Genomic DNA, 18,238 nt, shown 5'->3' with positions numbered 1-18,238 from the left:
TTTCGAATTCCGCTCAGGATACAACTCGATTCAGCCAAGCAACGTCTGCTTGTTGGAGCCAGGGCTATTGGCGGGAACGACCGAAATGCGGGCGCATAGCAGTCGTTCCACAGATCGGTCTCGATGACGGATTACGAACATCATCCCTCATCGAAAGTCCCGCGTCTTCACCCTGATCTGCTCAATATGACCATAGGGATCGACGATGTCCCGGATCTTCGGCATGCCGCGCCGATCCGGCGCCGGGCTGCCGTGATGGAATTCATCGCCACGGCCATGAGGTAACGGGAAGGCCCCGTCGCGATCGCCCACGCTGGCAAGCTCGACCGCCAGGTCCGTGAGGCGATGAGCGACCAGATGGACCACCTGCCCCTCGCGCTGGATCTTGCCATAGACGCCGACCATGCCGGCGCCGAGAACGACACGGCGGTACTTTTCGAAGGTCTTGACCCAGACCACAAGGTTGGCGATGCCGGTCTCATCCTCGATGGTGATGAACATGACGCCTTTGGCCGAGCCGGGCCGCTGGCGGACCAATACGAGACCGGCGGCTTCGAGCCATTTGCCGTCCCGCGCGTTCATCGCCTCCTCGCATGTGACGATGCGGCGCTTGGCGAGATCTTTCCGCAGGAAAGTCAAAGGGTGTTCGCGCAGGCTCAGACCAACATGGCCGTAGTCCTCGACCACTTCACGGCCCTGGGTCATCGGTTTCAGTTCGACGGCAGGTTCGATTGCCTCCGGGATTACCGCCTGTTCACGAGCTGCTGCGGCGACAAACAGCGGCAAGGGTTCATCCCGTAGCGCTTCGATGGCCCACAATGCGCCGCGACGCGCCAGCTTGAGCGCGGGCTGGAAGGCATCGGCCTCCGCCAGCTTGACCAGGGACGCCGACGGCACGCCGGCGCGTCGCCAGAGGTCATCAACCGACTGAAACGGCTCGTCCTCTCGGGAAGCGACGATGGCGGCGCCGTCCTTGTTGGCCAGGCCTTTCGCCATCCGCATGCCGAGCCGGACGGCAAGCCTCCCCTCCCCCGTCTCTTCGAGCGTGCAGTCCCAGCGCGAGGCATTGACGCAGACCGGCCGAACCTCGACGCCATGCTGCCGGGCGTCGCGGACGATCTGCGCCGGGGCATAGAAGCCCATCGGCTGGGCGTTCAGGAGAGCGGTGCAGAAAACCTCCGGATGCCAGCATTTGAGCCAGGAGGAGGCATAGGCGATCAGGGCGAAACTCGCCGCATGGCTTTCCGGGAAACCGTAGGAGCCGAAACCCTCCAGCTGCGAGAAGGTCTTGAGCGCGAACTCGCGCTCATAGCCCCTGGCAACCATGCCCTCGATGAGCTTGGTTCCGAACTTCGAGACCCCGCCGGTATGTTTGAACGTTGCCATGGCGCGGCGAAGCTGGTCGGCCTCACCGGCGGTAAAACCGGCGCATTCGATCGCCACCCGCATGGCCTGTTCCTGGAAGAGCGGCACGCCAAGCGTCTTGCCGAGCACATTCTGCAGTTCCGGCCTCGGATATTCGACCTTTTCCTTGCCTTCGCGGCGTCGCAGGTAGGGATGCACCATATCGCCCTGGATCGGACCGGGGCGCACGATGGCGACCTCGATGACAAGGTCGTAAAAGGTCTCCGGCTTCAGGCGCGGCAGCATAGACATCTGCGCCCGGCTTTCAATCTGGAAGGTGCCGAGCGTGTCGGCGCGCCGGATCATTGCGTAGGTGCGTGGATCCTCGGCCGGGATGGTTGCGAGATCCATCCTGATGCCCTTGTGCTCTTCAAGCAGGTCGAACCCGCGTTTCATGCAGGAAAGCATGCCCAGCGCCAACACATCCATCTTCATGAATTTCAGAATATCGATATCGTCCTTGTCCCATTCGATGATCTGCCGGCCCGCCATAGCGGCCGGTTCGATGGGAACCAGTTCGTCGAGCCGGTCCTGGGTCAGTACGAAGCCGCCCGGATGCTGGGAATGGTGCCGGGGCGTGCCGATGAGCTGCCGGGAAAGGTCCAGCGCGAGCTTCAGGCGGCGGTCGGTGGCGTTGAGATTGAGCTGCTTGGCATCCTTTTCGCCGATCTCCTCGCTGAAGCCCCAGACGTTCGACGAGAGCATCTTGGTCAGGTCTTCCGGCAGGCCCAAGGCCTTGCCGACGTCGCGGAGTGCACCCTTGGCGCGATAGCAGGTGACGACCGAGCAAAGCGCGGCCCGTTGCCGGCCGTAGGTCTCATAGACCCATTGGATTACCTGCTCCCGGCGCTCGTGCTCGAAATCCACGTCGATGTCCGGCGGTTCCCGTCGTTCCTCCGACACGAAGCGCTCGAACAGCAGGTCGTTGCGGGACGGATCGATCGAGGTGATGCCAAGCACATAACACACTGCTGAATTGGCAGCCGAGCCCCTGCCCTGGCACAGGATATCCTTGGAGCGGGCAAACCGGACAATCGAGTTCACGGTCAGGAAGTATGGCGCATAGTCGAGCTTGGCGATCAGGGCGAGTTCGTGCTTGAGGACGGCTTCCACATCGTCGGGCAGCTCTTCCGGATAGCGGCTGGGGACGGCCTCCCAGACAAGCTTTTCGAGAGCCTGCTGTGCCGTCAGGCCGGGCATCATGATTTCTTCGGGATATTGATAGGCGAGCTGATCGAGCGAAAACTTGCAGCGCCTCGTAATCTCCAGGGTCCGCGCCAGGGCTTCCGGATATCGCCTGAACAGGCGGTGCATCTCCTCCGGCGGCTTCAGATAACGGTCTGCGAAGCGCTGTTTCCGATGGCCGAGCTTGTCGATCGTCGTGTTGTGGCGGATGCAGGTGACGATGTCCTGCAGCATGCGGCGATCGCGGTCATGGTAGAGCACATCATTGGTGACGACCGTCGGCACGCCGGCTTGGGCGGCGAGATTGGAAAGCTGATGCAGCCGCAGTTGGTCGTTGGGCCGCCGTCGCAGCGTCAGAGCCAGATAGGCGCGGTCCGCAAAGTCCGCTTTCAGGCGGCGCAACCGGATGGCGCAGAGATCGTCGGCGAGATCGGGAAGCAGGACGACCAGCAGGCCCTCGCCATAGGCAACCAGGTCATCCCAGCCAAGATCGCATTTGCCCTTGCCCGCCCGGACCTTGCCGATTGACAGCAGGCGGCAGAGCCGGGAATAGGCCGGTCGATCGGTCGGATAGACGAGAACCGAGACATCGTCGCGCAGGTCAAGACGGCAGCCGACGATCAGCTTGATGCCGGTATCCTTCGCCGCCTGATGGGCGCGAACGATACCGGCCAAGCTGTTGTGATCTGTCACAGCCAGAGCCTCGATACCAAGGGCGGCAGCCGTGGCAAACAGCTCGTCGCAGGAACTGGCCCCGCGCAGGAAAGAAAAGTGAGAGGTCATCTGCAGTTCAGCGTATTGAGGCCCATCACTCATCCGAACATCCCCTGGATGAACCAGCTTCCGGAGCCGCTGTCGGCATGTTCGCCATCGCCCTGGCGGTAGATCCAGAACCGCTCGCCGGCCGCATTCTCCACCGAGAAATAGTCTCTGACCGCGACCAGTTCCTTGTCGCGTTTCCACCATTCCCCGAACACTCGTTCCGGCCCATCGGCCCGCTTGACCACATGGCGGATGCCGCGCCAGGTAAACCGCACCGGCGGATGGTCGGGCAGCGGTGCGATGCACTGGATCGGCTCGGGCTGCAGGAAAAGCCGTGACGGCCGCGGCCAGTGCATCGGCCAGCCCACCTCGTCGTCTTCGGCGAGCGGCGGGACCAGCATGAACGACCGTTCCGGGACGTCGCTCTCCACCGCGGCGATGCGATAGATGCGATGGCCGCGATTGGCGATGACATCGACCAGGCCGCTGACATCCGCCACCGACTCTTCGATCAGCGACGAGACCGACTGGACCGCGTCGAGCGGTTCGGCGCGGCTGGCCGACAGGACCAGGATTTCGATGCCAAAGCCGGGGTCGATGGTGTCGATCCGGTCGCAGAGCAGGCGGGTCAGCCGCTGGACGTCGCGCACCGGCTTGGCGGTCCCTGCCCTCACCACCTGCACGCCACTATCGACACGATGACAGAGGAGGTCGAGGCGCCGAACGCCGAGGCCCCGTTCCTCCAGCAGGCCGCAGATGGCCTTCACCAGCTTCCCCACATAACGGGCAATGGTTTCGGCCGCGGAAATCGGCTCGGCGAAGGCGCGGCGCACCTCGATAACCTCAGATGGGCGGATCGGATCAATCGGCTCGACGGCCCTGCAGAGGATCTGGTCGAGCCTTCGGCCGATCTCCGGGCCAAAACGCAGGGCAAGCGGTGCGCGCGGGGTGGCCTCCAGCTCGCGGATCCGCTCGAAGCCGAGTGTGCGCAAGGACGCCACGAGCCCGGCCTCCAGGCGCAGCGCTGCGATAGGTAGATCGAGCACCGCGGCCGGGGTGCCGCCTTCCGATATCACCAGAAACGGATCGGCACGGTATCTGGCGAGCGCATGCGAAGCGCCCCGGCTGTCGGCGATCGCCGCGCGGGCGGCAAAACCCATGGCCCGCAGCCGGTTGATCATGCCGGTGAGCATCAGGGTCTCATTGCCGTGCAGATGGTCGGCGCCGGTTGTTTCGATAACGATCCCGTCCGGCGGATCGACGGCGACGATCGGCGCATAATTGCCGAGGAACCAGAGGGCCAGGCGGTCCAGTTCACGCCGGTCCTCGTCGGGACGCAGGTCTTCGATGAGCAGATTGCTGACCAGCGCCTGTGTCTTGGCAGCCGTCATGCCGACCCGGAGCCCGGCTGCCAGTGCCGCGGCATCTGCGGCCATGATGAGGCGCCGGCCCCCTTCCCGGCCGACCATGACCAGGGGCGTTTCAGCGGTTGGCGCTTGCGGCCCAAGCATCTTGCGATGGCGATCGGTTGGCCAGGTCGGCAGATAGACCGAGACGACCCTGGGCATCGCAGGCTTCGACCACATAATCAGCACTTTCCGCGGCACGACAACGAAGGAGTTCGAGATACCACCGAGGGCGGCCGATACCGGGGACCGGCAAGGGTTCGGAGGGAACGACGGAAATCCGCCATCGCGTCACCGCGGCGGTCGGATGACCGTAGTCGGAAGCCTCCGACTGGCGGCGCCAGCGGCGGATTGCGATGCCGGTCACGCCGGTGGTTTCGGCAGCAAGCTGCAGGCGGCGGGAGCTGGTCATCGTCATGCGGGCGACCTCGCCCACCACGGCGCCGAGCCCGCCGCAGCGCAATCCCTCCTCGAAACAGTCGAGGACGCCTTTTTCATCCAAGGATTCGACCATCAGCACCCGATTGTGGGAAAGCCCGGCCTGTACCAGCCCCGGCATGAACAGGTCCCGCCGCGTCAGGCACCACAGGATCTTGCCGTGTATTCGGGCCGCGATGCCAGCGACAAACAGTGCCGCGGCCGCGCCGTCGAGCGCACCATTGCCGCCCCCGGCAACCTCGTGCAGCGCGCCGAGTGCCAGACCACCGCCCGGCAGGTGCCGGTCGATCGATGCGATCCCGAAGGGAAGCACCTCCCGTTTCCGCAAACCTGAGCCACCGAGGCTTTCGATGCGCTCGCGAAGTTCTTCGATACCAACGTTTGGTGCGCGGTTTTGCATGCTGTTGACGATTCCAAGATGAGACCTTTTCAACGGGCGGGGATGAGACTATGTTCCTCTTTTGTTCTTATTTGTTTAATGAGTCAATCGGCATAAGCGCATGGGCGGCCAAGTGGCTTCCGGATGCTGGCGGGCCGGCCAGGGATTCGAAAGGGAGATCAAAGGCATGGGAAATGAGTTACAGGCCGGGAAAAATTTGGAGCTAAATCCCAGAGCCGATGGCCCACCAGGTTACTCTTCGCGGCATCAAGGCGGCTACGATCGAGGTCGAATGCCGCCGGTGCCATCGACATGGCCTTCTCGACCGGAAGAAGCTGGTGCGTCTTCATGGCTCCATCCCGTCACTTGAGCAGCTGCGCCGGCGCCTGGCGATGGGATGCGAAAGGATTAGTGAGGAAGCGGCCGACCGACCCTGCGAGCTGGCGTTTCCCGGTCTCTTGAAAGTGGCGCAATCGGCTGATTGAGTGGGCCAAGTCCTGAGCGTGCAACCATGATTGAACCACCCTCCTCTGGCGACAGCCGACCGCGCAAGATCATCCATATCGACATGGATGCCTTCTATGCGTCAGTGGAACAGCGGGATAATCCCGAGCTGCGCGGCAAACCGGTGGCGGTCGGGCATGGAGAGGCCCGCGGAGTGGTCGCGGCCGCCAGCTACGAGGCGCGGACATTCGGGGTTCATTCGGCAATGGCGTCTGTCACCGCCAAGCGGAAATGTCCGGAGTTGATCTTCGTGCGGCCCCGTTTCGACGCCTATAAGGCGATCTCGCTGCAGATCAGGGAGATTTTTGCCGAGTACACCCCGCTGATCGAGCCGTTGTCCCTTGACGAAGCCTATCTCGACGTGACCGAGAACTTGAAGGGCATGGTGATCGCGACCGAGATTGCCGAGGAAATCCGTACCAGGATCAAGACGCTTACGGGCCTCAATGCCTCCGCCGGGATTTCCTACAACAAGTTTCTGGCGAAGATGGCGAGCGACTTGAACAAGCCCAATGGGCAAGCGGTAATCACGCCGAAAAACGGCCCGGCATTTGTCGAAGCCCTCCCCGTCAAGAAATTCCACGGTGTCGGCCCGGCGACCGCCGAGCGCATGAAGCGCTACGGCATTGAAACCGGCGCCGATCTGAAGGAGAAATCGCTGGCCTTCCTGCAGGAGCATTTCGGGAAGTCCGGCCCGTATTTCCACGGGATCGCCCGGCGTATCGACAATCGGGAGGTCAAGTCGGACCGCGTGCGCAAGTCTGTGGGTGCGGAAGATACGTTCCGGGACGACATCCATCGCCTAGACGAGGCCATGAACGGGATTGCACCGCTGGTCGACAAGGTCTGGCGATATTGTGAAGCGAACGATATCTGGGCACGGACGGCGACCGTGAAGATCAAATATGCCGACTTCAAGCAGGTCACCCGCAGCCGATCCACCACAATGCCTATCGGCGGTGCGGACGAGCTTGCGAAGCTCTGCAATGTCATCCTGTCAGGCGAGTTTCCGACGCAGAAAGGCGTGCGCCTGCTTGGCGTAACCCTATCATCGCTAGAGAGCAGCAGCAACGATGACGATCGGCAGTTCGCGCTGGATCTTTGAGCAGATCGACCTGTTGAACTCGGCAACACCCAAAGGTAGCGTTGCGCCAATTCCCGACATACAAACGTTGTGGCCCATCGCCAATATTCGCGGCCCAATAACCTCAAGGTCCGGTGCCATGCTGCATTATCCCCGACCTGAAAGATCGGGGACGATGACGTCAGCGGTTTTAACCGCCTACTCCACCTCGGTATCCTCCACCGTGATACCGGACTGAAATGTCAGAAAGCCGGGAATATTGGAGAACCCCTTGACGACCTTACGCAAGCCGAAACTCTGGTCGCGCCACATCAGGTAGACGAAGGGCGATTGCTCCAGTGCCCGATCGACAAATTGGCCATAGATCTTCTCGCGTTCACCCGCCTCGAGCGTGATGCGCCCCTTGTCCAGAAGTTCGTTGATAACCGGGTCGTTGAAATGGGCCGAATTGTTGAGCCGGACCAGTTGCTGACCGCCGTAGAAGAAATTGCTGAGCCAATCGGGATCGGCGATGTCGCCTGCAGTACCCGCGACAAGAAAATCATAATCGCCAGCGTTGTTCTTGGCGATGCGGCCGGACCAGTCCGGAAGATCGAGTTTCGCCTTGATGCCGATCTTGGCGAGCTCCGCCTGCACCGCGACCGCGGTATTGTTATGGAAGCCGTATTGGGCGGTCGACAACAGCCGTGCCTCGAAGCCGTTCGGATAACCCGCTTTCGCCAGCAGTGCCTTAGCCTTGGCAATGTCGTAGCTGAAGTAGTTGGCCTTCTCCTTGGAATAGCCCATGTATCCTTCCGGAACCGCAATTCCGTAGATTGGCGTGCCGCGGCCATTGAAGGCCGTGTTGATGACCGTGGCTCGATCGATGGCGTAAGATACTGCCTGCCGCACCTCCGGCTTGGAAAACGGCTCGAATTTGGTGTTGAACTGCAGCATCATGAAAGGGCCAGTCGTGCTGGCCAGCTTCAGATTGGAATCGGCCTCGATCGAGGCCGCGTCCTTCCACGGAACGTAATCGATGATGTCGACGTCGCTCGATTTCAGCGCATTCACGCGCGTATTTTCGTCGGCATAAAAGACGTAGTGGACGTCATCGAGGTGAGGCTTGCCCTTCTTGTAATATCCCTCGAACTTTTCGACGGTCAATTCGCGACCACGTTCCCAGGTGGAGAACTTGAAAGGCCCGGCGCCAATCGGCGTTGCGTTCGGATCCTTGCCGTGATCTCTGATCCAGGCGGCGGGCACGATGGCCGATTCCGGAAGCGCCAGGTAGTGGATGAGCGGAACGAATGGCTTGGAAAGCGTCAGCTTGACGGTGTTGGCATCGGGCGTATCGATCGCTTTGATAACGCCCAGCTCATTTCGATAAGTGGCCTTGCTGTCCGCCGCGGTGATGCGCTCGATGGACGCTTTCACATCCTGCGCGGTCACCGGCGACCCGTCGTGGAATTTCGCGTTCCGCAACTTGAACGTATAGGTCAGTGCGTCTGTTGAAACTTCATAGGACTGCGCAAGCTCCTGCGACAGCTTTCCGTCAGCGCCATAGTTGACGAGGCCGCGGTGAATGGCGAGCCGGATCGTTCGGGCCGGCGTTCCCGCATTAATGGTGCTGTCGAGCGTGGAAGGCTCACCGGATAGACCGAAGTAGAGAGTACCGCCCTCAGCCGCCAGGGCCTGATGTACCGAAACGCTGGATGCGAGGGCGAAGATAAGCCCGAGAACTGATTTCTTCATGCTGTACCCCTTTTTTGCTTGTGCTTGTTTATTCGTCTTTTCCATGTCGTCTATTCCTCCCTGAGACGTGGATCGAGAATGTCGCGCAACCGGTCGCCCACCACGTTGATGGCGAGCACTGTCAGCGCGAGAAGAAGGGATGGCCAGATCACATACATCGGGTTCTGGCCGAGATAGCCGCGGGCGGTTCCGATCATCTGGCCCCAGGACGGCTCCGGCGGCACAATGCCGAGGCCGAGGAAACTCAGGCCCGATTCAAGGAGAATGGCCGCGGCTACCGTCAGCGTCGCCTGGACGACCAGCGGCGACAGGATATTCGGCAGGATCGCCGTGAAGACGACACGCCGCACCGAGGCTCCCATGGCATGCTCGGCTTCCATGAACTCCTGGCGTGTCACCTGAAGCGTGGCAGAATGAGCAACCCGGGCAAAGTGCGGGATATAGAGCACGCCGATAACGACCGTCAGGCTGAGAACACCGCTTTCCCAGAAACCGACGGCGAGCAGCGCAAGCAGAATTGGTGGAAAGCTCAACATGATGTCGACCGCACGCATGATCAGAAAGGACAACCACGGGCGTCCGTAAGCGCCGGCGATTCCAAGGAGGCTGCCGAACACGGCCGAGATCACCGTGGCGCCGAGCGCTACAATGAGGGTCGGACGGATGCCGATAAGAAGGCGGCTCAGCAGATCGCGGCCGAATTCGTCGGTTCCCAGCCAGTGGCTGGCGGAGCTGCCCTGGTTGACGGCCTGCGGGTTCAGCGTGAATGGGTCGTGGGGCGCGAGCCAGCCGCCGGAGATCGCCATCAGAAGGACGATCGCCAGTACGGCAAGACTTGCGACGAATGCCGGCTGACTGCGAGCGAGGCCAAGGGTGCGGGAGGTCACGTGCGCTTCCTCCTGATGCGCGGGTCGAGCAGGCTATACAGCAGTTCGACCAGCAAATTAATGCCGATGAAAAGCGCAGCAATGGCAAGCATCGCGCCCTGGACCAGCGGATAGTTGCGGGCGGATACCGCGCCCACCAGCAGTGTGCTGAGCCCCGGCCAATTGAACATCGCTTCGACGAGCACCGTGCCACCCATCAGGTTGCCAAGCTGCAGCCCGATGATGGTGACGATCGGGATTGCCGCATTGCGCAGCACGTGCTGCCAGATGACGCGTCGCTCCGACATGCCCTTTGCCCGTAGCGCCCGCACGAAATCCCGTCCAAGGATTTCCAGCATTGACGAGCGCGTCATACGTGCGATCGAGGCGGCAAGGCCGAATCCGAGTGCCAAGGCCGGGAGGGCGAGCTTGCGGAAATGCTCAAGTGCGTTTCGCGAAATGTCCGTATAGCCGCTGGCCGGCAACCAGCCGAGTTTCAGGCTGAAGAACAGAACGAGCATCGTGCCCATGATGTAGACAGGCACAGAAATCCCGATCGTCGCGACTGACGTCAGGATCGTATCACGCAGACTGCCACGTTTGAGGGCAGCGGCAATGCCGAGCGGGACACCGATCAGCGTCGCGACGATGATCGCCGCAAAGGCAAGTTCCAGGGTGCGAGGCAAGTTGGAAAGGACATATCTCGAAACCGGATAGCCGTTGGCGAGCGACACCCCGAAATCCAGACGCAGCGCCCTCCACAGCCAGACGAAATACTGCGACACGACCGGCTGATCCAGGCCAAGCTGGCTGCGCATGGAGGCGACGGCTTCCGGCGAGGGATTGCTGTCGGCGCCGAGCAACAGCAGCACCGGATCACCCGGCATGATGTACATGACCGAGAAGATCAACGTAGCGATCACCAGCAACTGGATTAAGGCCGTCAGAAGCTTTCGTCCAACAAGCAGCAAAGCTCCGGTAACAGAGGCGTTCACGCGCCCCCCTTTCCGACACGGTCCGAACCGATGGTCGGCACCGCATCGAGCAGCATCCGGGTATAGGCTTCCTTGGGATTGGCGAAGATTGCCTTTGCCGAGCCGTATTCGACGATGCGGCCCTTCTGCATGACGGCGACCGTGTCACTGACATGTTCGACCACGGAAAGGTCGTGGGAAATGAAGAGATAGGTCAAGTCGAACTCAACCTGCAGATCCTTGAGCAGGTTGAGCACCTGCGCCTGTACGGAAACGTCGAGAGCCGAGACAGCCTCATCGCAGATCACGAGCGAAGGATTAAGTGCGAGGGCCCGGGCAATGGCAATCCGCTGTCGCTGTCCACCAGAAAACTCATGCGGATATTTCGCCGCAGCCGTAGCCGGCAGGCCGACTGCCTCGAGCAGGCCAGCGACGCGGCGACGACGAACGGTCGCGGTACCTTCGCCGAAGATGACCAACGGCGCTTCGACAAGCTCGGCGACGGTCTTGCGCGGATTGAGGGAGCCATAAGGGTTCTGGAAGACCATGGCGATCTCACGCCGGAACGGCCGCATCTCGCCTTCCGAGAGGCTGGCGATATCTTGTCCCTTGAACAGGATTTCGCCGGCGTCGGGGCGATAGAGCCGCATGACGGCGCGCGAAAGGGTGCTTTTACCGCAACCGGATTCGCCAACCAGCCCAAGCGTCGAGCGCGGCGCTATGCTCAGGCTGACACGGTCCACGGCGCGCATTTCGACCGGCATCGCAAGCGGTGCAGGCTTGATCCAGTAGGATTTGACCAGATCCCTGATCTCGAGCAGCGGTGAAGCGTTCGCGTCCGGTGCTGCCGCGACGTTGCTCGAACGGACGCGCGGCTCGGGTCGGACGCTGAACACGTTGCCAAGCGCGTCACGCTCGATCACCGGCAGGCGGTCATGCTGGCCGCCGGGCGTCGGCATCGAGTCTATCAGTGCCTTGGCATAACCACTCTTGGGATTATTGAAGAGATCGGCGGTGGTCGCCTCCTCTATTTTGTCCCCGGAATACATCACGACGACCCGGTCCGCGACTTCGTAGATAACGCCAAGGTCGTGGGTGATCAGCAGGATAGCCGCCCCCACCTCTTCGTTAAGGCCGCGCAGCAGATCGAGAACCTGTTTCTGCACTGTCACGTCGAGCGCCGTGGTCGGTTCGTCGGCGATGATGATGTGGGGTTTGCAGGCGACCGCCATGGCGATCATGATGCGTTGACATTGGCCGCCGGAAAGCTCGTGCGGATAGGCCCGCATGGCGCGCTCGGGATCAGGAATTTTGACCTTGTCAAGGAGTTCTATCGCCCTCTGGCGGGCCTGCGCCTTGCCAACCGTTTCGTGAAGCCGGATCGCCTCGATGATCTGGTCACCGCAGGTGAAGATCGGGTCGAGGGATGCTATCGGATCCTGGAAGATCATCGCGATATGCCGGCCGCGCAGCTTGCGCAGTTCACCCGATCCGAGTTGAAGCATGTCGGTGCCGTCGACCAGAACTTCGCCGCTCGTGACCACTGCATTCGGCGGGAGCAAGCCCATCACCGCAAGCGAGGTGATCGTCTTGCCGCTACCGCTTTCCCCGACCAGACCGAGTATTTCGCCCGGCCCGATGGTGAAGTCGATATTGCGCACCGCAGACTTCAGTCCGTCGCGGGTCTTGAAAGCAATGGAGAGGTTCCTGACTTCCAGCATCGCGCCTCCGATCAAGCCGTGATTTGCGATTGGATGGGTGCCGGATAGCCGAACGCGCCCTCGATCCGGCAGATCTCGGCGGCAGATTCCGAGCCCTTTTTCATCGCTGCTTGGATGGCCTGCCGCCCCACGTGCTCGCCGCGCTTCCAGCCACCGGCAACCAGCGTTAGCAGCGTCGCGGTGATGAATGCATCGCCTGCGCCGAGCGTGTCGACGACATCGGTGGGTACGGGTGCAACGGACACAAAGTCCTTGCCATTATAGGCAACAGCGCCCTCTGGCCCGAGCGTCGCGAGAGCCAAGCCGCAGCCATGCCCGACCGCCTCGCGCAGCGCTTCCAATGCGCGGTCGCGCCCGACATCCCCTGCCGACAGGGCGGCGAAATCGAGGTGCGGCGTGACCGGCGCGATTAGGTCCTCGACCTGCCAGCGGTAGGAGAAATCATAGGACAGCAGACGGCTGCCATTCTTCAGTAGCGGGAGATGCCGGTTGAGGTGACTGTAGCAACTCGTGTGCACCAGTGCGAAGGCGGAGAGGTAGGCGATGTCGCCTTGGCTTGGCGTGAACGGTTTTTCCCGGGTTACGCCACCTTTATTGGAGAACACGAACTCGCGGTTTCCGTCGACGACACGCACATCCGCGTGGCCGTTTTCGCCTTCGAAAACACGGCTGTGCGTTGCCGGCACGCGAAGCGCTTCAAGCGTTGCCTGAACATGCCGCGCGGCGGCATCGGTGCCGAAAGTACCCAGAAATGCCGCATCGGCCCCAAGCATCTTTGCATAGACAGCAAAGTTCAGGGCATTTCCGCCAGGATACATCTTACCGGTGTTGAGGTAGCGGTCGACAACGTTATCGCCGAGCCCCAGCACCTTGAACGTGTTGAAAGATGTGTCGGGCGTGATCATTATTCGGTCCCCTTCTTTTCATGAAAGACATAGGGTGCGCCGGAGAAAGCGCCCGCCTGCGGCGGCGATGCCGTGCCGAACCACGACGAACTCGCGCGCGGCAGAAACAACCATGCGGGTGGGCGCCTGATCATCAGTAATCGACCTTCCACATGTAGCGGCGAACGGACAGTGGATGTTCGCGCAAGACCGACAGCGTGTGGGCAAACCAGTACCAGGTGACGCCGATCACGAAGGGCGACAGCAGCGGCGAAACGTTTTCGTATCGGCCGGCGTCAAAAGTGATGATCTTGTCGGTGACGCGGCGGGTGAACTTCAGCGCGCGCTGGTCGATCTTGCGGTTCTCGCCATTATCCATCAGGAATACATAAGCCATCTCCGGATCGGCAACTTCAAACGGACCATGGCGGAATTCACCCGAATGGATATCGGATGCATCAAGCCACAGCATTTCGTTGAAGATGCAGATCGAGTACTGATAATTGAGGCCCGAGAGGATACCACTGGAGAGCACGTAGTAGATGTTCTCGTCCTTGTAGCGGCGGGCGAGTTCCATGCCACGCTCGCGCTCGGCATCCTTGATGTCGTGAAGCTTGGTCGGCATCGCTTCGATGTCACGCACCAGTTGCGCGCCGACCGGGTTGCCGAGGTGCTTTAGCAGGTAGGCGGCGAAAAGATAAGCGATCATCGTCTTCGGCATGCCCGGCAGCTCCTTGCTGTAGGGCAGAAGGTAGTCGCAGATTTTTGCCAGACCGCTTTCGTGGCCGGAGGTGAGCGCAACTGTAACCGCGCCGGTGGTCTTGGCCCAGCGGGCAGCAACCACAGTGTCTTCGGTCTCGCCGTTATGCGAGGTAAGAAGCACGACAGCCTTCTCGTTAACAGGCTTGGGGCGGCGCGTTTCAAACTCGGTCGAGTTGATGCGCTCGATGCGCAAGTCGCAATACTTGTCGAGGATGTACTTGATCGGTTCGATGTAAGAATTCGAGCCGCCGGCGCCGACCAGATAGACGGTGTCGATTTCACGCGAAGAGAAGATGTCCTCCACCAGCTTTTCTGCCAGCGGGTTGCCGTCGCGGAAGGTCATCTCCAGGACGCCCTTCAGATAGTCACCTTCGAGGTAATTCGGGTTCGGGGCGGACTTGATCTCTTCGTCGCTTGGCGTCAGGTTTTCGAGAGCCATGATAGTTTTATTCTCCAATCAGTTCAGGCGCGCGACCGAAGCCGCCGCCGCCCGGCGTTTGCAGGAACAGGCTGTCGCCACGGTTCATAGGGATATTGGTGATCGAGATGTCGTATTCGGTCACAGTGCCGTCGGCAGTGCCGAATTTCAGCCGCGCAACCTCGCCCTGTCCGCCGCCAAAGACGCCGTCGGCTGGAGTACGCAGTCCCTCGCAGGATGCGTTGGCCCGTATGCCGTCCGTCATGGCGACGACCTCGCGAACAATGCCCATCCCGCCCGCGGTGTGACCCTTGCCACCCGACCCGTCGGCGAGCGCATAACGACGGACCATCAGCGGATATTCGATTTCGAGCGCTTCGGCCGGCAGGTTCGATGTGTTGGTGATGTGAACCTGAATGCCGTTCATGCCATCGTGATCGAGGCTCGCGCCGGCACCGCCGCCAACCGTTTCCAGATAGACGAAGCTGCCTTCGCGGGTCTTGTGGGGCCCGAAGAAGATCATGGTCGCATTCATGTCGGCAGAAGAGGCGAACACCTTTTCCCGGGGCAGAACATCGGCGAACGCCTGGAAGATGGCGCGCACCACGCGCTGGCAGCTTGTCGAGCGGATGCCGACGGCTGCTGGGAATTTCGGCCGTACCAACGTGCCTTCCTCGGCAATGATGGTGACCGGCGACGCCATGCCTTCATTCGGCGGAAGCGACGGGTCCAGGAGCGCCTTGATGGTGTAATAGCAGGTGGCGTCGAGGGCGGTCTTGGGAATATTGACCGCGCCTCGCGCCTGACTGTCGGTGCCAGTGAAGTCGAAGGTGATCCCCTCGCCTTTCACGTTGATGGCGACCTGGATACGGCAGGGATCGAAACCAATGCCATCGCCGTCGATGAAGGCTTCGCCTTTATAGACGCCGTCCGGCATCTCCTTGATGCGCTTGCGCAGCCGGCTTTCCGAATAGGCGATCAGATCGTCGATCGCCTCCTCGACGGTGGCGATGCCGAACTGGTCGGCAAGGGCCACCAGCTTCCGCTGGCCGATCTCGTTGGTGGCGATCTGTACCTTGAGGTCGAGAATGCGCTCCAGTGGATCGCGGCTGTTGGTGCTGATGAGTTTGACGATCTGCTCATCGAGCACGCCCTCGCGCGCGATCTTCAGCACGGGAATACGCAGGCCTTCCGCGAAGATACTGGTCTGGCTCGGATCACAGGAGCCAGGCACGCCGCCGCCAACGTCGGAATGGTGACCTAGATTGGCGGCGAAGAAGCAAAGGCGGCCTTGATAGAAGACGGGCGTGAGGATGGAGATATCCGGCGTATGCGATCCGCCCGCCAGATAGGGATCGTTGCAGATGAACGCATCGCCCGGCTTGATGTCCTCGAGCCTGTAATTCTCGAGCACAGCCGCTACGCCGCCCTGCAGCGACCCCAAATGAACGGGGATGTGCGATGCCTGGACGACCAGGCGCCCTTTACCATCGAACAGGCCAACGGAGCAGTCCTTGCGCTCCTTGATGTTGGTGGAGAAGGACGAACGAACGAGGCTGAGCCCCATCTCGTCTGTGATCGACATGAACCGGTTGGAGTAGACCTCCATTTCGATTGCGTCGAACTCGCGTGTTGGTTTAACGTGCTGCTGCATCACGCACGGTCCTTCACAAAGCTGAGGATGAGGTTTCCATAGGCGTCGACGACGCCGGTCTGATTGGGAAGCACATAGGCGGTGGAGGTCGGTTCCTCGACAATGGCTGGGCCGACGAATTTTTCCCCCTGCGGCATCAGCGCACGCTTGTAGATTGGCACAGTTTTCCAGCCACCTTCCGGGCCCACATACATGTCGCGCTCGCCAGTCCTGGCATCCGCCATGGTGCCGGAAGCGCTTTCCACCGTCTGCAGCGGCAGACCGGCGTGGCCGATCGCCTGGACACGCAGGTTGACGATCTCGACCGGATGATTGTCCAGCGCATAACCGTAGACGATGCGGTGGGCTTCGGCGAAACGAGCCGCGAAATCCTCCGCACTCGACAGGATGCCTTCGACACGAATTTCGTGGTTCTGGCCTGCATAGCGGGCTTCTGCGATGTGCTGCACCGCGCACTTGTCGTCGGGGATGGTCTCCGCCTCAAGCCATTCCCTGGCCTGTTTTTCAAGGCCCCCGAGGGCTATCGTGATTTCGGTCCAGCCTTCGCCCTGGGCCCGCTTGATCTGGGTTGAGACGAAATCGCGGGTAACGTCCGACAAAAGCACGCCGCGGGCGCACATGGTGCCGGGCGATTCCGGGATGATGACAGTGTCGAGGCCGGTTTCTGCCGCAACCAGCGAGGCATGCAGGGGGCCTGCGCCGCCGAAGGCCATCAGCGCGAACTGCTTGAGATCGTGGCCCTTGTCCATCGACACGGCGCGGATGGCACGCGCCATGTTGGCGACGGCGATCCGGATAATGCCCCAAGCGGTGTCTTCGACGCTGCGGCCGATCTTTTCGGCAACCGCGCTGATCGCACTCAGCGCTGCCTCGCGATTGACCGGCATGGCTCCATCAAGCAGCGCAACCGGGTTCAGGCGTTGGAGGACGATGTTAGCGTCCGTGATCGTTGCATCCGTTCCGCCGTTGCCGTAAGCAGCCGGACCTGGAACCGCCGCCGCGCTCTGCGGGCCGACCTTGAGGCCGCCGGCATCGTCAAGCCAGGCGATGGAGCCTCCGCCTGCCCCGATGACGCTGACGTCGACCATGGCGCAACGGATCGAATATCCGGCCACATCACGGTCGGCCGAATAGGCGGGCTTGCCGCCGGCGATAAGAGCGATGTCGGTGGAAGTGCCTCCCACGTCATAGGTGATGATGTCGGGAAAGGACGCCGCCTTGCCAACGAGCGCTGCTCCGACGACACCGGCCGCAGGCCCCGACAGGCAGGTCCGCACCGGATATTTGCGCGCCGTCTCGGTTGACATCAGGCCGCCATTGGAATGGATGGTATAAGGCCTCGCTTCGATGCCTGCCTGGCGCGAGCGTTTCATGAAGCGATCGAGATAGCCGTCCATGCGTGGCATCAGATAGGCGTTCATCACAGTGGTGGAGATGCGCTCGTATTCACGGAATTCCGGCAGCACGTCGCTCGACAGACTGATGAAGACATCCGGCAGATGCTTGCGGACAATCTCGGCTGCGCGCCGCTCATGGGTGGCATTGCGATACGAATGCAGGAAGCCGATGGCGATGGCGTCGACACCCTCTGCCTTGAAACGCCTTGCAGCGTCTTCCACGCCGGCTTCATCGAGAGGAACGATGACTTCACCGCCGGGACCGAGGCGCTCGGCGACTTCCAGGCGCAGCGGACGCACGACCAGCGGATAGGGCTTGCGGATGCTCATGTCGAACAGGTCGGGGCGGGTCTGGCGCCCGATTTCCAGAACGTCCCGGAAGCCTTCGGTGGTGAGGAGGCCCGTCTTGCCGCCGCGACGCTCGATGACCATGTTGGTCGCGACCGTCGTGCCATGACCGAAATGGACCACGTCGGAGGCCTGCAGGCCGCGCTCGGCAAAGCCGGCAATGCCGATCTCGATCGCCTCGGAAGGATCATGCGGTGTCGAGGACACCTTGAAGTGGCGCATGCCGCCCGTTTCATCGTCGAGTACGGTGAAATCCGTGAAGGTCCCGCCGACATCGATGCCAACCCTGATGTTGCCCATGATAATCTTCGTGCTTTG

Annotated in this window: 13 protein-coding genes; 1 reads left to right on the top strand and 12 read right to left on the bottom strand. The window is 61.5% G+C overall.

What is annotated here, in order from left to right; all coding sequences use genetic code 11:
• Window positions 1-147: 147 nt before the first annotated feature.
• The 4 genes from GQ59_RS25940 to GQ59_RS32420 all read right to left on the bottom strand — a co-directional run bounded on the left by GQ59_RS25940 (window position 148) and on the right by GQ59_RS32420 (window position 5,924).
• Window positions 148-3,405: an error-prone DNA polymerase gene (locus GQ59_RS25940; protein ID WP_037086863.1), complete on the bottom strand. Its 3,258-nt coding sequence runs from the start codon at window positions 3,403-3,405 to the stop codon at window positions 148-150.
• Window positions 3,402-4,919, bottom strand: a complete 1,518-nt coding sequence (locus GQ59_RS25935) for a Y-family DNA polymerase (protein ID WP_084683296.1) — start codon at window positions 4,917-4,919, stop codon at window positions 3,402-3,404. Before GQ59_RS25935 ends, GQ59_RS25940 begins: the two co-directional genes overlap by 4 nt.
• The gene (locus GQ59_RS25930; protein WP_037086857.1) at window positions 4,834-5,595 is read right to left on the bottom strand and encodes an ImuA family protein; all 762 of its coding nucleotides are present in this window, start codon (window positions 5,593-5,595) and stop codon (window positions 4,834-4,836) included. Before GQ59_RS25930 ends, GQ59_RS25935 begins: the two co-directional genes overlap by 86 nt.
• Before the next feature lie 158 nt (window positions 5,596-5,753).
• Window positions 5,754-5,924: a hypothetical protein gene (locus tag GQ59_RS32420; protein WP_156376365.1), complete on the bottom strand. Its 171-nt coding sequence runs from the start codon at window positions 5,922-5,924 to the stop codon at window positions 5,754-5,756.
• 161 nt (window positions 5,925-6,085) lie between these two features.
• Between GQ59_RS32420 and dinB the strand changes: the two genes are divergently transcribed.
• Complete coding sequence (gene dinB, locus GQ59_RS25920) at window positions 6,086-7,183, top strand: DNA polymerase IV (protein ID WP_037086852.1); 1,098 nt, start codon at window positions 6,086-6,088, stop codon at window positions 7,181-7,183.
• Window positions 7,184-7,360: 177 nt separating this feature from the next.
• Here dinB and GQ59_RS25915 read toward each other — a convergent pair whose 3' ends face one another.
• From GQ59_RS25915 to GQ59_RS25880, 8 genes are all read right to left on the bottom strand, one after another.
• Window positions 7,361-8,896, bottom strand: coding sequence for an ABC transporter substrate-binding protein (locus GQ59_RS25915; protein WP_244448068.1), 1,536 nt, complete (start codon window positions 8,894-8,896; stop codon window positions 7,361-7,363).
• A gap of 50 nt (window positions 8,897-8,946) precedes the next feature.
• On the bottom strand, window positions 8,947-9,783 hold the full coding sequence (locus GQ59_RS25910; RefSeq protein WP_037086847.1) for an ABC transporter permease: 837 nt from the start codon (window positions 9,781-9,783) through the stop codon (window positions 8,947-8,949).
• Window positions 9,780-10,757, bottom strand: coding sequence for an ABC transporter permease (locus GQ59_RS25905; protein ID WP_051904215.1), 978 nt, complete (start codon window positions 10,755-10,757; stop codon window positions 9,780-9,782). The genes GQ59_RS25910 and GQ59_RS25905 overlap by 4 nt, the downstream gene beginning before the upstream one ends.
• Window positions 10,754-12,457: an ABC transporter ATP-binding protein gene (locus tag GQ59_RS25900; protein WP_037086831.1), complete on the bottom strand. Its 1,704-nt coding sequence runs from the start codon at window positions 12,455-12,457 to the stop codon at window positions 10,754-10,756. Before GQ59_RS25900 ends, GQ59_RS25905 begins: the two co-directional genes overlap by 4 nt.
• Window positions 12,458-12,468: 11 nt before the next feature.
• Entirely contained in the window at window positions 12,469-13,362 is an 894-nt protein-coding gene (locus GQ59_RS25895) for a fructoselysine 6-kinase (RefSeq protein WP_037086830.1), read from the bottom strand.
• Between the two features lie 133 nt (window positions 13,363-13,495).
• On the bottom strand, window positions 13,496-14,542 hold the full coding sequence (locus tag GQ59_RS25890) for an SIS domain-containing protein (protein WP_037086829.1): 1,047 nt from the start codon (window positions 14,540-14,542) through the stop codon (window positions 13,496-13,498).
• Between the two features lie 7 nt (window positions 14,543-14,549).
• Window positions 14,550-16,175 (bottom strand): hydantoinase B/oxoprolinase family protein, encoded by a 1,626-nt coding sequence (locus GQ59_RS25885; RefSeq protein WP_037086828.1) that lies wholly within the window; start codon window positions 16,173-16,175, stop codon window positions 14,550-14,552.
• Window positions 16,175-18,220, bottom strand: coding sequence for a hydantoinase/oxoprolinase family protein (locus GQ59_RS25880; RefSeq protein ID WP_037086827.1), 2,046 nt, complete (start codon window positions 18,218-18,220; stop codon window positions 16,175-16,177). Before GQ59_RS25880 ends, GQ59_RS25885 begins: the two co-directional genes overlap by 1 nt.
• Window positions 18,221-18,238 lie beyond the last annotated feature (18 nt).

The organism is Neorhizobium vignae (assembly GCF_000732195.1).
GTDB classification, from domain to species: domain Bacteria; phylum Pseudomonadota; class Alphaproteobacteria; order Rhizobiales; family Rhizobiaceae; genus Neorhizobium; species Neorhizobium vignae.
This window is presented reverse-complemented; position numbering and strand designations above follow the sequence as displayed.